Annotated in this window: 14 protein-coding genes; 11 read left to right on the forward strand and 3 right to left on the reverse strand. The window is 50.7% G+C overall.

Going from position 1 to position 13,319, the window contains the following annotated elements; genetic code table 11:
• The first annotated feature begins 13 nt into the window (after positions 1 to 13).
• From HV041_RS04940 to HV041_RS04955, 4 genes are read left to right on the forward strand one after another with little or no spacing between them, the layout of a single operon-like run.
• Positions 14 to 931 carry an ABC transporter substrate-binding protein gene (locus HV041_RS04940; RefSeq protein WP_048211182.1) on the forward strand — a complete coding sequence of 306 codons (918 nt, stop codon included), beginning with the start codon at positions 14 to 16 and terminating at the stop codon, positions 929 to 931.
• Complete coding sequence (locus HV041_RS04945; protein WP_165712394.1) at positions 919 to 2,112, forward strand: ABC transporter permease; 1,194 nt, start codon at positions 919 to 921, stop codon at positions 2,110 to 2,112. The genes HV041_RS04940 and HV041_RS04945 overlap by 13 nt, the downstream gene beginning before the upstream one ends.
• On the forward strand, positions 2,105 to 3,052 hold the full coding sequence (locus HV041_RS04950; RefSeq protein WP_121584812.1) for an ABC transporter ATP-binding protein: 948 nt from the start codon (positions 2,105 to 2,107) through the stop codon (positions 3,050 to 3,052). Before HV041_RS04945 ends, HV041_RS04950 begins: the two co-directional genes overlap by 8 nt.
• Positions 3,036 to 3,767, forward strand: a complete 732-nt coding sequence (locus tag HV041_RS04955; protein WP_048211185.1) for an ABC transporter permease — start codon at positions 3,036 to 3,038, stop codon at positions 3,765 to 3,767. The genes HV041_RS04950 and HV041_RS04955 overlap by 17 nt, the downstream gene beginning before the upstream one ends.
• Here the strand turns inward: HV041_RS04955 and HV041_RS04960 are convergent.
• Positions 3,748 to 3,855, reverse strand: a complete 108-nt coding sequence (locus tag HV041_RS04960) for a protein YohO (protein WP_003027354.1) — start codon at positions 3,853 to 3,855, stop codon at positions 3,748 to 3,750. The two genes, HV041_RS04955 and HV041_RS04960, sit on opposite strands and share 20 nt — an antisense overlap.
• 51 nt (positions 3,856 to 3,906) lie before the next feature.
• The gene (gene mlrA, locus HV041_RS04965; protein ID WP_048211186.1) at positions 3,907 to 4,638 is read right to left on the reverse strand and encodes an HTH-type transcriptional regulator MlrA; all 732 of its coding nucleotides are present in this window, start codon (positions 4,636 to 4,638) and stop codon (positions 3,907 to 3,909) included.
• A 225-nt stretch (positions 4,639 to 4,863) separates the two neighbouring features.
• On the opposite strand from mlrA, the gene HV041_RS04970 reads away from it, so the two are divergent.
• The 3 genes from HV041_RS04970 to HV041_RS04980 are packed head-to-tail and all read left to right on the forward strand — an operon-like array spanning position 4,864 to position 7,782.
• The gene (locus HV041_RS04970; protein ID WP_048211187.1) at positions 4,864 to 6,549 is read left to right on the forward strand and encodes a sensor histidine kinase; all 1,686 of its coding nucleotides are present in this window, start codon (positions 4,864 to 4,866) and stop codon (positions 6,547 to 6,549) included.
• Positions 6,546 to 7,265, forward strand: coding sequence for a two-component system response regulator BtsR (btsR, locus tag HV041_RS04975; RefSeq protein WP_005129174.1), 720 nt, complete (start codon positions 6,546 to 6,548; stop codon positions 7,263 to 7,265). The genes HV041_RS04970 and btsR overlap by 4 nt, the downstream gene beginning before the upstream one ends.
• Positions 7,266 to 7,311: 46 nt before the next feature.
• Positions 7,312 to 7,782: a DUF1456 family protein gene (locus HV041_RS04980; RefSeq protein ID WP_005129173.1), complete on the forward strand. Its 471-nt coding sequence runs from the start codon at positions 7,312 to 7,314 to the stop codon at positions 7,780 to 7,782.
• A gap of 115 nt (positions 7,783 to 7,897) precedes the next feature.
• Here the strand turns inward: HV041_RS04980 and metG are convergent, their stop codons facing one another.
• Entirely contained in the window at positions 7,898 to 9,931 is a 2,034-nt protein-coding gene (gene metG / locus HV041_RS04985) for a methionine--tRNA ligase (protein ID WP_048211188.1), read from the reverse strand.
• 164 nt (positions 9,932 to 10,095) lie between these two features.
• Here metG and apbC point away from each other — a divergent pair, with 164 nt between their 5' ends.
• From apbC to HV041_RS05005, 4 genes are all read left to right on the forward strand, one after another.
• Positions 10,096 to 11,205, forward strand: coding sequence for an iron-sulfur cluster carrier protein ApbC (gene apbC, locus HV041_RS04990; RefSeq protein ID WP_048211189.1), 1,110 nt, complete (start codon positions 10,096 to 10,098; stop codon positions 11,203 to 11,205).
• 263 nt (positions 11,206 to 11,468) lie between these two features.
• Positions 11,469 to 11,750 (forward strand): DUF2574 family protein, encoded by a 282-nt coding sequence (locus HV041_RS04995; protein WP_075551362.1) that lies wholly within the window; start codon positions 11,469 to 11,471, stop codon positions 11,748 to 11,750.
• A gap of 277 nt (positions 11,751 to 12,027) precedes the next feature.
• Positions 12,028 to 12,576, forward strand: a complete 549-nt coding sequence (locus HV041_RS05000; protein WP_182294053.1) for a fimbrial protein — start codon at positions 12,028 to 12,030, stop codon at positions 12,574 to 12,576.
• A 47-nt stretch (positions 12,577 to 12,623) separates the two neighbouring features.
• On the forward strand, positions 12,624 to 13,307 hold the full coding sequence (locus tag HV041_RS05005) for a fimbria/pilus periplasmic chaperone (RefSeq protein ID WP_086523388.1): 684 nt from the start codon (positions 12,624 to 12,626) through the stop codon (positions 13,305 to 13,307).
• The last annotated feature ends 12 nt before the right edge of the window (positions 13,308 to 13,319 follow it).

The raw sequence follows: 13,319 nt of genomic DNA on the forward strand, positions 1-13,319 counted from the left end.
TGAGGAGAGCAGCATGATAATCTCAAAGGTATGGGTGGGTTCGCTGGCGTTACTGGCCACGATAAGCTTGCCTTTACAGGCCGCGTCACCCGTCACTGTGGGGTCAAAAATTGATACCGAAGGGGCGCTGCTCGGCAATATTATTTTGCAGGTGCTTGAGAGCCACGGCGTGAAAACTGTCAATAAAGTACAACTGGGCACTACGCCCGTGGTGCGTGGGGCCATCACTTCCGGTGAACTGGATATTTATCCGGAATATACCGGCAATGGCGCATTCTTTTTTAAAGATGAAAACGACCCCGCGTGGAAAAATGCGCAGGCCGGTTTCGACAAAGTGAAAAAACTGGACGCTGAGCAAAATAAACTGATTTGGCTAACGCCTGCGCCAGCCAACAATACCTGGACTATTGCAGTACGTCAGGATATCGCTGAAAAAAACAAACTTGTCTCTCTTGCGGATTTAGGCCGCTACCTGAAAGAGGGGGGGACGTTCAAACTGGCGGCCTCTGCTGAGTTTATTGAGCGTGCAGACGCGCTGCCCGCATTTGAAAAAGCGTATGACTTCAAACTCAATCAGAACCAATTGTTGTCGCTGGCAGGGGGCGATACCGCAGTGACAATTAAAGCTGCGGCGCAGCAGACCTCCGGAGTTAATGCCGCAATGGCTTACGGAACCGATGGCCCTGTTGCCGCGCTGGGGCTGCAAACATTAAGCGATCCTAAAGGGGTTCAGCCGATTTACGCGCCAGCGCCCGTCGTGCGTGAGTCGGTGCTGAAAGACTACCCGCAAATGGGGGAATGGCTACAGCCGGTATTTGCCAGCCTGGATGAAAAAACGCTGCAGCAGCTCAACGCCAGTATCGCCGTTGAGGGGCTGGATGCGAAAAAAGTCGCGGCAGATTACCTGAAGCAAAAAGGATGGGTGAAGTAACGGATTTGCAGCAGGTGCGTGTTGTGTCGAAGATATCCGTTAATCGGGTGCTGTTGCTGCTGGTGGTTCTGACCGTGGCCGCAGCCGCGCTTCCTTTCATCAGTTATGCCCCTAATCGTCTGGTTTCCGGTGAAGGTCGCCAACTCTGGGAGGTCTGGCCCCACATGGCGTGGGGACTGGCGGCGACACTTTTACTGCTCGTGGTTCTATGCTTCATACCCGGTAAATCCGGCAGTGTATTGACGCTGGTTGTTGTCCAGTTACTGGTGATAGCGGCGTTGTTTATGGCCGGGAAAACGGCAACGCATCTGGCTCAGACGGGAACTTCTGTCGCCAGAACCAGCCTGGGGAGCGGTTTCTGGCTTGGGGTTGGGGTGTTGTTGCTGGCTGGCAGTGACGCCATTCGGCGTATCACCGCTCAGCCGCTGTGGCGCTGGGTGCTGCATGCGCAAATTGTCATTGTGCCAGTGGCGCTGCTGCTGACCGGCACCCTTAACGATCTTTCTCTGCTCAAAGAATATGCCAACCGCCATGATGTCTTTGATGATGCTCTGGCGCAGCACCTGACTATTCTGTTCGGTACTGTGGTGCCTGCGCTGTGTATTGGCGTGCCGCTGGGTATCTGGTGCACCTTTTCTGCTTCGCGTCAGGGGCCAATATTTGCTGTGCTTAATATCATCCAGACGATCCCCTCCGTCGCGTTGTTTGGTTTGTTGATCGCGCCGCTTGCCGGACTGGTTAAGCATTTCCCGTGGCTTAGCTGGCTCGGCGTAGCGGGAACGGGCCTGACGCCGGCGCTGATTGCGCTGGTGCTGTATGCCTTATTGCCACTGGTTCGTGGCGTGGTGGCCGGGCTGAATCAGGTTCCGCGTGATGTGATGGAAAGTGCGCGGGCGATGGGGATGAGCGCGCGTCAGCGTTTTCTTTCGGTGCAGCTTCCGTTAGCGCTACCCGTTTTCCTGCGTAGTTTGCGGGTGGTGATGGTACAGACGGTGGGGATGGCGGTCATTGCCGCATTGATTGGGGCTGGCGGATTTGGCGCGTTGGTCTTTCAGGGACTGCTCAGTAGCGCCGTTGATTTAGTGCTACTGGGTGTGATTCCGGTGGTGGTACTGGCAGTGCTGATTGATGCGCTGTTTGATTTAGGCTTAGCGCTGCTGAAGGTGACAAACGATGATTGAATTTAGCCATGTCAATAAAACCTATAACCAGCAACAGGCCGTGAGCGATCTCAATCTGCATTTAGGCGAAGGGAGCTTTTCGGTATTAATTGGGACCTCCGGTTCGGGGAAATCCACCACGTTGAAAATGATCAACCGGCTGGTCGAGCATGACAGTGGGCAGATCCGTTTTGCCGGGGAAGAGATCCGTAGCCTGCCGGTGCTGGAATTAAGACGACGTATGGGCTATGCCATCCAGTCGATTGGCTTATTTCCACACTGGACTGTCGCCCAGAACATTGCCACCGTACCACAGCTGCAGAAGTGGTCACGTGCGCGTATTGATGCCCGAACAGAAGAACTGATGGCGTTGCTGGGGCTGGAAGCGGATTTGCGTCACCGCTATCCGCATCAGCTTTCCGGCGGCCAACAGCAGCGGGTCGGTGTGGCACGCGCGCTGGCGGCTGACCCTCAGGTCCTGCTGATGGACGAACCTTTTGGCGCGCTGGATCCGGTAACACGCAGTGCGCTACAGCAGGAGATGAGGCGTATCCACCGTCTGTTGGGTCGTACCATCGTGTTGGTGACGCATGATATCGATGAAGCGCTGAGACTGGCGGAGCACCTGGTGTTAATGGATGCGGGCCAGGTGGTGCAGCAGGGCACGCCGCTGTCGATGTTGACGGCTCCGGTGAATGATTTCGTGCGGACCTTTTTTGGCCACAGTGAACTGGGTGTAAGACTGCTGTCATTGCGCACGGTGGGAGATTTTACCCGTCGTGGTGAACAGTTGGCCGGTGAGCCGTTGGTGGACGAGATGACGTTACGTGATGCGTTATCTGTTTTTGTCGCCCGTGGCTGTGATGTGTTGCCGGTGGTTAATGCCCATGGCGTGGCCCGTGGTACGTTGCATTTTCACGATCTGCTTTCGGAGACACCGCACAGTGAAACATCTGTTTGATCCTCTGCTGTGGCTCATTGCGCTGTTCCTGGTGTTGCTGGTGGGATTGCCCCACAGCCAGACACTGTTCAGCGCGTTGTTTCCCCAATTGCCGCGTCCTGTTTATCAGCAAGAGAGCTTTATGGCACTGGCGCTGGCGCATTTCACGTTGGTGGGCATTTCAAGCCTGATTGCTGTCATTATTGGCGTTGGGGCAGGTGTAGCGGTAACCCGATCCTGGGGCGCGGAATTCAGGCCGATAGTGGAAACCATTGCCGCCGTGGGGCAAACTTTTCCGCCAGTTGCGGTGCTGGCGATCGCCGTACCGGTGATGGGGTTTGGCCCGGAGCCTGCGATTATCGCGCTGATCCTGTATGGGGTGTTACCGATCTTACAGGCAACGCTGGCAGGGCTGGGAGGGATCTCTGCCAGCGTAATAGATATCGCCAGCGGTATGGGCATGAGTCAGGGGCAGCGGCTACGCAAAATCGAACTTCCGCTCGCGGCACCGGTTATTATGGCCGGGATTCGCACGTCAGTGATTATTAATATTGGCACCGCAACGATTGCCTCTACCGTTGGTGCGAATACGTTAGGAACACCGATTATTATCGGGTTAAGCGGGTTTAATACCGCCTATGTGATCCAGGGGGCGCTGCTGGTCGCATTGGCCGCAGTCATTGTCGATCGCGGGTTTGAGCGATTAGCGTACTACCTTACCCGGCACGTAAAATAAAGGTATAACCTGCCAGCATCACGCCGCCGATACCACCGATGGCCATCAGCAGGAAGAGGGTTATAACACCGATTTTAGCTGCGCTCATTTTGTACTCCTTATGTGAATTCAAGGATTGTACACGTTTGTTAATAAAATATTAAATACCGAGTGGATAAATATCGTGACCTAACGCGCGCCACTCATCCAGTTGTTGGTGTTGTGCAGGGGTTTGGTTCTCTCCGCACCAGACGAGCAGGGTGCGTCCTTCAAACAGTTCGGGCCGTAGCTGATTGAGCGAGTGGGCCAGTACATCAACACGCCATCCTTGCTGGCTGGCAACCCAGCCTTCCAGCCATAAGCGGGTGGTATCGTGGATATTCCAGCCGACTACCAGGGCATCTTTACCCTGTTTTTTACGCGCCGAGGCTAGGCAAATCGCAATATAATTGATGAGCACACCGTCAAGGATCCCCAATAGCGCCTGAAGAATGGGCTGCTGGCATTGCAGACGTCGGCGTAAGGGAATAAACAAATGCGTATTGAGCGTTTGCGCAGGGTAATCCTGACCACGCTCTTTGATCCACAACCTGAGGCTGTGCAAATTGTTACTTTGCAAATAGCTCAATAGCGTTTCTTGTTGCTCACGCCAACCGTTATGCACATCAATGTTCTCATTGCTGAGTAACATTTTAACTTTACTGACCTGAACGCCATTATTTATCCAGCGTTTTATCTCACGGATCCTGTCAATGTCCGCATCGTTAAACAGGCGATGCCCCCCGTCTGTACGCTGAGGTTTTAGTAATCCGTAACGCCTCTGCCATGCACGTAAAGTGACAGGGTTGATATCACAAAGCAAAGCCACTTCACCTATCGTGTAAAGCGCCATCGTTGTCTCACTCTTGCTCGCGAGGTCCCAGTTTTACTTTAGACGCTCTTTTGCGAACCAGGTAGTTTTGTCTGTTTTTTGATCAAAAGAAGGGTGAGATTGTCGTCATACTCGCGCTTTCGAGTGATCGTTCTCACAAATTCCTGTTTTTTTGCAACAGTTCAAAGAAAGTTACGCGCAGCCCATGTATGTTACGCGCTTTTAAGAAATGTGTGGTTGGCGGGTATGTACGAGTTTAATCTGGTGTTGCTGCTGCTTCAGCAGATGTGCGTGTTTCTCGTTATCGCGTGGCTAATGAGCAAGACGCGCCTGTTTATCCCGCTGATGCAGGTCACTATACGACTGCCGCACAAACTTCTGTGTTACGTCACCTTCTCCATCTTTTGCATCATGGGCACCTACTTTGGGCTGCATATTGAAGACTCCATTGCGAATACTCGCGCCATCGGCGCGGTGATGGGCGGTCTGCTTGGCGGTCCTGTTGTTGGGGGACTGGTTGGCCTGACCGGCGGTCTTCATCGCTATTCGATGGGGGGCATGACGGCGCTCAGTTGCATGATTTCGACCATCGTGGAAGGCCTGCTTGGGGGACTGGTACACAGTGTCCTTACCCGACGTGGCCGTACTGATAAAGTGTTTAGTCCACTGACTGCGGGCGCGATTACCTTTGTCGCCGAGCTGGTGCAGATGCTGATCATTTTGCTGATTGCGCGTCCCTTTGAGGATGCCTTGCACCTGGTCAGTAACATTGCCGCGCCGATGATGGTGACCAATACCGTTGGCGCTGCGTTGTTTATGCGTATTCTGCTCGACAAACGCGCGATGTTTGAAAAATACACCTCGGCGTTTTCTGCCACTGCGCTAAAAGTTGCCGCCTCTACGGAGGGGATTCTGCGACAGGGATTTAACGAGGTTAACAGCATGAAGGTCGCTCAGGTGCTGTATGAAGAGTTGGATATCGGTGCGGTGGCGATTACTGACCGCGAGAAGCTACTGGCGTTTACCGGCATTGGTGATGACCATCACCTGCCAGGCAAGCCCATATCCTCTTCATATACTCAACGGGCGATTGAAACCGGAGAAGTCGTGTATGCCGATGGTAATGAAGTGCCTTATCGCTGTTCATTGCATCCGCAATGCAAATTAGGGTCGACGCTGGTGATCCCGTTGCGTGGTGAAAACCAGCGGGTGATGGGGACGATTAAACTGTATGAAGCTAAAAACCGTCTCTTTAGCTCAATTAACCGCACGCTGGGAGAAGGGATCGCCCAGTTGCTTTCCGCGCAAATCCTGGCCGGACAATATGAGCGACAAAAAGCGATGCTGACGCAGTCAGAAATCAAACTTCTGCACGCTCAGGTTAATCCCCATTTTCTGTTTAACGCGTTGAATACGATTAAAGCCGTGATCCGTCGTGACAGCGAACAGGCCAGCCAACTGGTGCAATATCTCTCGACTTTCTTTCGTAAGAATTTAAAACGACCGTCGGAAATTGTGACGCTGGCTGATGAAATTGAACACGTAAATGCCTATCTGCAAATTGAAAAGGCACGATTCCAGTCCCGTCTGCAGGTGACCTTAACGGTCCCGGAAGCGCTTTCGTATCAGCAATTGCCTGCGTTTACTCTGCAACCGATAGTCGAGAATGCGATTAAGCATGGCACTTCCCAGCTACTTGATACCGGAGAAGTCTCTATCACGGCTCGTCAGGAAGGGCAGTATCTGATGCTGGATATTGAAGATAATGCCGGACTGTATCAGCCCACGACTGAGTCCAGCGGGCTTGGAATGAGTCTGGTGGACAAACGCCTGCGGGAACGGTTTGGCGATGATTTTGGCATCAGCGTAGCCTGTGAGCCTGACCTCTTTACCCGAATTACTTTACGACTTCCCCTGGAGGAACTGGCATGATCAAAGTGCTGATTGTCGATGATGAACCGTTAGCGCGGGAGAACCTGCGGATCCTGTTACAGGAGCAAAGCGACATCGAGATAGTCGGAGAGTGTTCGAATGCGGTAGAGGCCATTGGTGCAGTACATAAGCTGCGTCCGGATGTGCTGTTCCTCGATATCCAGATGCCGCGTATCAGCGGGCTGGAAATGGTGGGTATGCTGGATCCCGAGCATCGCCCGTATATCGTTTTTCTCACCGCTTTTGACGAATATGCAGTGAAAGCCTTTGAAGAACATGCCTTTGATTATCTGCTTAAGCCGATTGAAGAAACGCGGCTGGAGAAAACGCTGATCCGTTTACGTCAGGAGCGCACGAAGCAGGATGTGTCGTTACTGCCGGAACATCAGCAGGCGCTTAAGTTCATTCCATGTAGCGGTCATAGCCGAATCTATCTGCTGCAAATGGATGATGTGGCGTTTGTCAGCAGTCGGATGAGCGGCGTTTATGTGACCAGTAGCGATGGCAAAGAAGGATTCACCGAGCTGACGCTCAGAACGCTGGAGAGCCGTACTCCGCTGCTGCGCTGCCACCGACAATACCTGGTCAACATGGCCCATTTGCAGGAGATCCGTCTGGAAGATAACGGTCAGGCTGAGCTGATTTTACGTAACGGACTGACTGTCCCGGTGAGCCGTCGGTACCTCAAAAGTCTAAAAGAGGCGATTGGCCTGTAAAACTGGTACACTGCGCGCTATTGCATCACCGACAGTTGAAGGCTCTATGCTAAGTAACGATATTCTTCGTAGCCTGCGCTACACCCTGAAAGCGAACAATAACGATATGGTGCGCATTCTTGCGCTTGCTGAGATGGAATCCACCTCAGCAGGTTTCGACACCTGGATGACAAAAGAAGATGAGGACGGGTTTGTTCGCTGCCCGGATATCATTCTCTCCGGTTTCCTGAACGGTCTTATCTATCATCTGCGTGGCAAAGATGATTCTGCGCCGGAACTGGCGATTGAACGTCGTGTTAACAACAATACGGTGCTGAAAAAACTGCGTATCGCGTTTTCACTGAAAACTGATGATATTCTGGCCATCATGACCGAACAGAAATTTCGCGTATCGATGCCGGAAATCACCGCGATGATGCGTGCACCGGACCATAAGAACTATCGCGAATGTGGCGATCAATTCTTGCGCTATTTCTTGCGCGGTTTAACTGCGCGAGTACATAACGCGAAGTCGTGATTTTTGGCCAGCGGCGCGGTGCTTGCAGGACCTACGGGATTTGTAGGCCGGGTAAGGCGAAGCCGACAGCCGGAAAAAAACAAAAAAAAGCCGGAGATAATCTCCGGCTTTTTTGTTATTTCACCTGCTGACCAGGTTTCGCACCGTCATCCGGGCTTAACAGGAAGATGTCTTTTCCGCCAGGGCCTGCTGCCATCACCATCCCTTCAGAGATACCGAAGCGCATCTTACGCGGCGCCAGGTTCGCCACCATAATAGTCTGGCGACCAATCAGGGCTTGCGGATCCGGGTAGGCGGAGCGAATACCGGAGAAGACGTTACGCTTCTCACCGCCAAGATCCAGCGTCAGGCGCAGCAGTTTGTCGGAACCTTCCACGAACTCGGCGTTTTCAATCAGCGCCACGCGCAGATCAACTTTGGCGAAATCGTCAAAGGTGATAGTGTCCTGGATAGGGTCATCCGCCAGCGGGCCGGTCACCGGTGTGGCTGCGGCTTTCACTTCTTCTTTGGAGGCTTCCACCAGCGCTTCTACCTGTTTCATGTCGATACGGTTGTAGAGCGCCTTAAAGGTGTTGACCTTGTGACCGAGCAGCGGTTGCTCAATGGCATCCCAGGACAGGTCGCTGTTCAGGAATGCCTCAACACGTTCAGCAAGCGTCGGCAGTACCGGTTTCAGGTACGTCATCAGAACGCGGAACAGGTTAATACCCATGGAGCAAATTGCCTGCAGGTCGGCGTCACGGCCTTCCTGTTTAGCCACGACCCACGGTGCCTGTTCGTCAACGTAGCGGTTCGCCACGTCGGCCAGCGCCATGATTTCGCGGATTGCTTTCCCGAATTCACGGCTTTCCCACGCTTCGCCAATTACCGCTGCGGCGTCGGTAAAGGTTTTGTACAGTGCCGGATCGGCCAGTTCAGCAGCCAGAATGCCGTCAAAACGCTTAGCAATAAAGCCCGCGTTACGCGACGCCAGGTTGACCACTTTGTTAACGATATCGGCGTTAACGCGCTGGACAAAGTCTTCCAGATTCAGGTCGATATCATCAATGCGCGAAGAGAGTTTCGCGGTGTAGTAGTAACGCAAACTGTCGGCATCAAAGTGTTTCAGCCAGGTGCTGGCTTTAATGAAGGTACCGCGAGACTTGGACATCTTCGCGCCGTTTACCGTGACATACCCGTGAACGAACAGGTTAGTCGGCTTACGGAAATTACTGCCTTCCAGCATGGCAGGCCAGAACAGGCTGTGGAAGTAGACGATATCTTTACCGATGAAGTGATACAGCTCGGCGTCGGAATCTTTCTTCCAGTACTCATCAAAGCTGGTTGTGTCGCCGCGCTTGTCGCACAGGTTTTTGAACGAGCCCATGTAGCCAATTGGCGCATCCAGCCAGACGTAGAAATACTTGCCCGGTGCGTTCGGGATTTCAAAACCGAAGTACGGTGAATCGCGGGAAATATCCCACTGCTGCAAGCCGGATTCAAACCACTCCTGCATTTTGTTCGCCACTTGCTCCTGCAACGCGCCGCTGCGCGTCCACGCCTGCAGCATTTCGCTGAACGACGGCAGGTCAAAGAAAAAGTGCTCGGAGTCACGCATTACCGGCGTCGCGCCAGACACAACGGATTTCGGCTCGATAAGTTCAGTCGGGCTGTAGGTTGCGCCGCAGACTTCACAGTTATCGCCGTACTGATCCGGAGATTTACATTTCGGGCAGGTGCCTTTAACGAAACGATCCGGCAGGAACATACCTTTTTCCGGGTCGTAAAGCTGGGAAATCGTACGGTTCTTAATAAAACCGTTCTCCTTCAGGCGTGTGTAAATCAGCTCAGACAGCTCACGGTTCTCTTCGCTGTGCGTTGAGTGGTAGTTGTCATAGCTAATGTCAAAACCTGCAAAATCAGTCTGATGCTCCTGACTCATTTCACCGATCATCTGCTCTGGCGTGATCCCAAGCTGCTGTGCTTTCAGCATGATTGGCGTACCGTGTGCGTCGTCCGCGCAGATGAAGTTAACCTGGTGGCCGCGCATTCGCTGGTAACGGACCCAGACATCAGCCTGGATGTGCTCCAGCATATGGCCGAGGTGGATTGAGCCGTTGGCGTACGGCAGCGCGCACGTTACCAGAATTTTCTTCGCGACTTGAGTCATAGTGGGCAATTACTTCTTTTGTAGTGAAAAGGGCTTTGATAGTACCAAAATGGTAATTACTGCGCCAAGCGATAAGGGCATTTATCCGTAAATGAATAATTGTTGCGGTTGGAGTAAACTACCTGGTGACTATTGTATATTCAGAACAACAAAAAGGAGTCGGGATGAACGCACAATCCCAGGCCAAATCACCAGAGACCCTGCGCGCGATGGTTGCCGGGACGCTGGCGAATTTTCAGCATTCAACCCTGAAGCATAATCTGACGACGCTTAAAGCGTTGCATCACGTCGCCTGGATGGATGACACGTTGCACGTTGAGCTGGTCATGCCGTTTGTCTGGCATAGCGCGTTTGAGGACTTAAAAGAGCAATGTAGCGCCGATCTGCTGCGCATTACCGGTGCGAAAGCCATTGACTGGAAGCTGTCGCATAACATCGCGACGCTGAAGCGTGTGAAAAACCAGCCGGGTATAAATGGTGTAAAAAACATCATCGCCGTTAGTTCCGGCAAAGGTGGTGTGGGTAAATCCTCTACCGCCGTGAACCTGGCGCTGGCGCTGGCTGCGGAAGGAGCGAAGGTAGGTATTCTGGACGCCGATATTTATGGCCCGTCTATCCCGACAATGCTCGGCGCGGAAAACCAGCGTCCAACCTCGCCAGATGGCACCCATATGGCGCCGATCATGTCTCACGGTCTGGCGACGAACTCCATTGGTTATCTGGTCACTGACGATAACGCGATGGTGTGGCGCGGCCCGATGGCCAGTAAAGCGCTGCTGCAGATGCTGCAGGAAACCTTATGGCCAGATCTGGATTACCTGGTACTGGATATGCCGCCGGGTACGGGTGACATCCAGTTGACGCTGGCGCAGAACATTCCGGTAACGGGTGCTGTTGTGGTGACTACGCCGCAGGACATTGCGCTGATCGATGCGAAAAAAGGCATCGTGATGTTCGAAAAAGTGGAAGTACCAGTGCTGGGTATTGTTGAAAATATGAGCATGCATATTTGCAGCAACTGCGGTCATCATGAACCGATTTTCGGCACGGGTGGCGCGCAGAAACTGGCCGAGCAGTATCATACCCAACTGCTGGGACAAATGCCGCTGCATATTTCCTTGCGTGAAGATCTCGACCGCGGTATGCCGACGGTTATCAGTCGTCCTGACAGTGAATTCACCGCGATTTACCGCAGCCTGGCAGGGCGTGTTGCTGCCCAGCTTTACTGGCAGGGAGAAGTTATCCCTGGTGAGATCGCCTTCCGCGCCGTGTAATTAACAGTGTTACAAATATTCACCACATCAATGATATATTGATGTGGTGAATATATCGAGCTAAAAAGTCCACGATATATTTCATACTGCCTTAATAAACCATGTCTTTTTCTGAATGAACGCCCTCAATGCATCATTAGAATTGATCAAATTGATCTCATTAATCTATAATTTCCATTGGATTGAACAGCGCGTTTCACCCGTATTACGCTGACAGGCCATCTGCATGTTATTTGATGTTAACCACAGAGGTGACGATAAAAATGAAAATTAGCTCGCTGATGGGAACTATAATTCTGACTTATGGAATAAGTGCATCTGCGTTTGCTTCCGATACCGCGACCTTAACAATCAGTGGACGAGTAACCGAACCAACCTGTAGTACCGATGTTGTGAATAACGACGTGCAACAGCGGTGTGGTAAGACGTTCCATTTTTCAACTGTTAACAATGTCGCTTCTTCACCTGCACGTGGGGTGGTGACGGAAGTGGTTACAGTCCCTGGCGATACCACGCGACAGATCGTACTCAATCGCTACGATTAAAAAGAACGCCTTTATTAACCATATATCATTTTAATGAATGATATATGGTTTTCTATGCATAAAATAAATTTCTCCAGGCAGTTAATCGCATAAATTTATTAATTCTGAAAATAATAAAAATCCTGATTTATTTGTTGCATGTATATTGCGATTTGTAACTTGTTTTAAATCAATAAAACAACGTGTTTACATTGCGGCAACGTTTCACCTGTGAGAATTTAATTTCAAGAGATAACCCCTCTTAACAAATCGAAATTAATTCATTAAGGAAGATATTATGAAACGTTCAATTATTTCTGCTGCTGTCTTGTCTGCTGTATTTATGAGCGCTGGGTTTTTTGCTGCTAATAATGAAGAGGGTACTCTAACTATTAATGGGGAAATTAAAGGATCTTCTTGCTATTTTGACAGTGGCAAAGACTCTGAAATTCTTCAATTGAATGCCGTTGATGCATCACTTTTCGCCAATAAAGCGGTCGGGGAGGTGGTTGAAGGCAATGCCCAAAAAGCAACAAATATGAAGATAATTTGCCCTGGGAATTCGAAGTTAACAAGCATTAATATCACAAATGTTGTTTTTGGTGATGGCGGCATTATTAAACCGTCAACAGGGGTGGATACTAACGTTGGTTTCAAACTTAAAATGGACGAAAAGCATATTGATAAAACTGGCGTTATTGATATTTCATCTTTAAATAAAACGCTGGGAGGGGAAGGGGAGATCTATACTTTGAATTTTGATGCCGACTATTCTCGATTGAATTTAAATCCGGTTAAAAATGGTCAACTTAGCGCCACAGTCACTTTTTCTGTTTCGGCTGAATAAATTATTTTGCCGGTAATTATTACCGGCATTATTTTGGATGGCACCGTATGAAACGAATATTTATCTCAATGCTTGTGATATGCTCTTTTTCTGGACACGCAGGGATCGTGATTTATGGTACTCGCGTAATCTACCCAGCAGAAAAAAATGAAGTTCTGGTACAGTTGATGAACCAAGGGGAGCGTTCGTCACTGGTGCAATCATGGATTGATGACGGCAATACGTCATTACCGCCGGAAAAAATTAACGTACCCTTTATGCTTACACCTCCAGTAGCGAAGATTCCCGGAGATTCAGGCCAGCAACTGAAAATTAAAAAAATGCCGAATACGCTGCCTAACGATAAAGAGAGTTTATTTTTTCTTAATGTACTGGATATTCCACCGAATAATCCCGATAGCGCCGGAAAAAATGTACTCAAATTCGCCATGCAGAATCGAATTAAACTTTTTTATCGGCCAAAAGGTATTGCCGCCGTTAATAAAAATACTTTCCATAAACTGGCGTTAACACGCAGTGGTAATAGTTATTCTATCAGAAATGATGCTGCTAACTGGGTTACGGTGACAGAAGTTAAAGCTAATAATGTCAAAATCAACAATGAAAGTATTATGCTTGCTCCGCTCTCCAGTGCGAATGTGGCATTGAAAAATACTAATGCCAATCAGTATAAAATGACCATTATTGACGATCACGGCAATTATATTAGTGATAACGTCAGCCTAAAATAACAGGAGCTGGTT

This window comes from Citrobacter sp. RHBSTW-00029 (assembly GCF_014104295.1).
Taxonomy (GTDB): domain Bacteria; phylum Pseudomonadota; class Gammaproteobacteria; order Enterobacterales; family Enterobacteriaceae; genus Citrobacter; species Citrobacter youngae.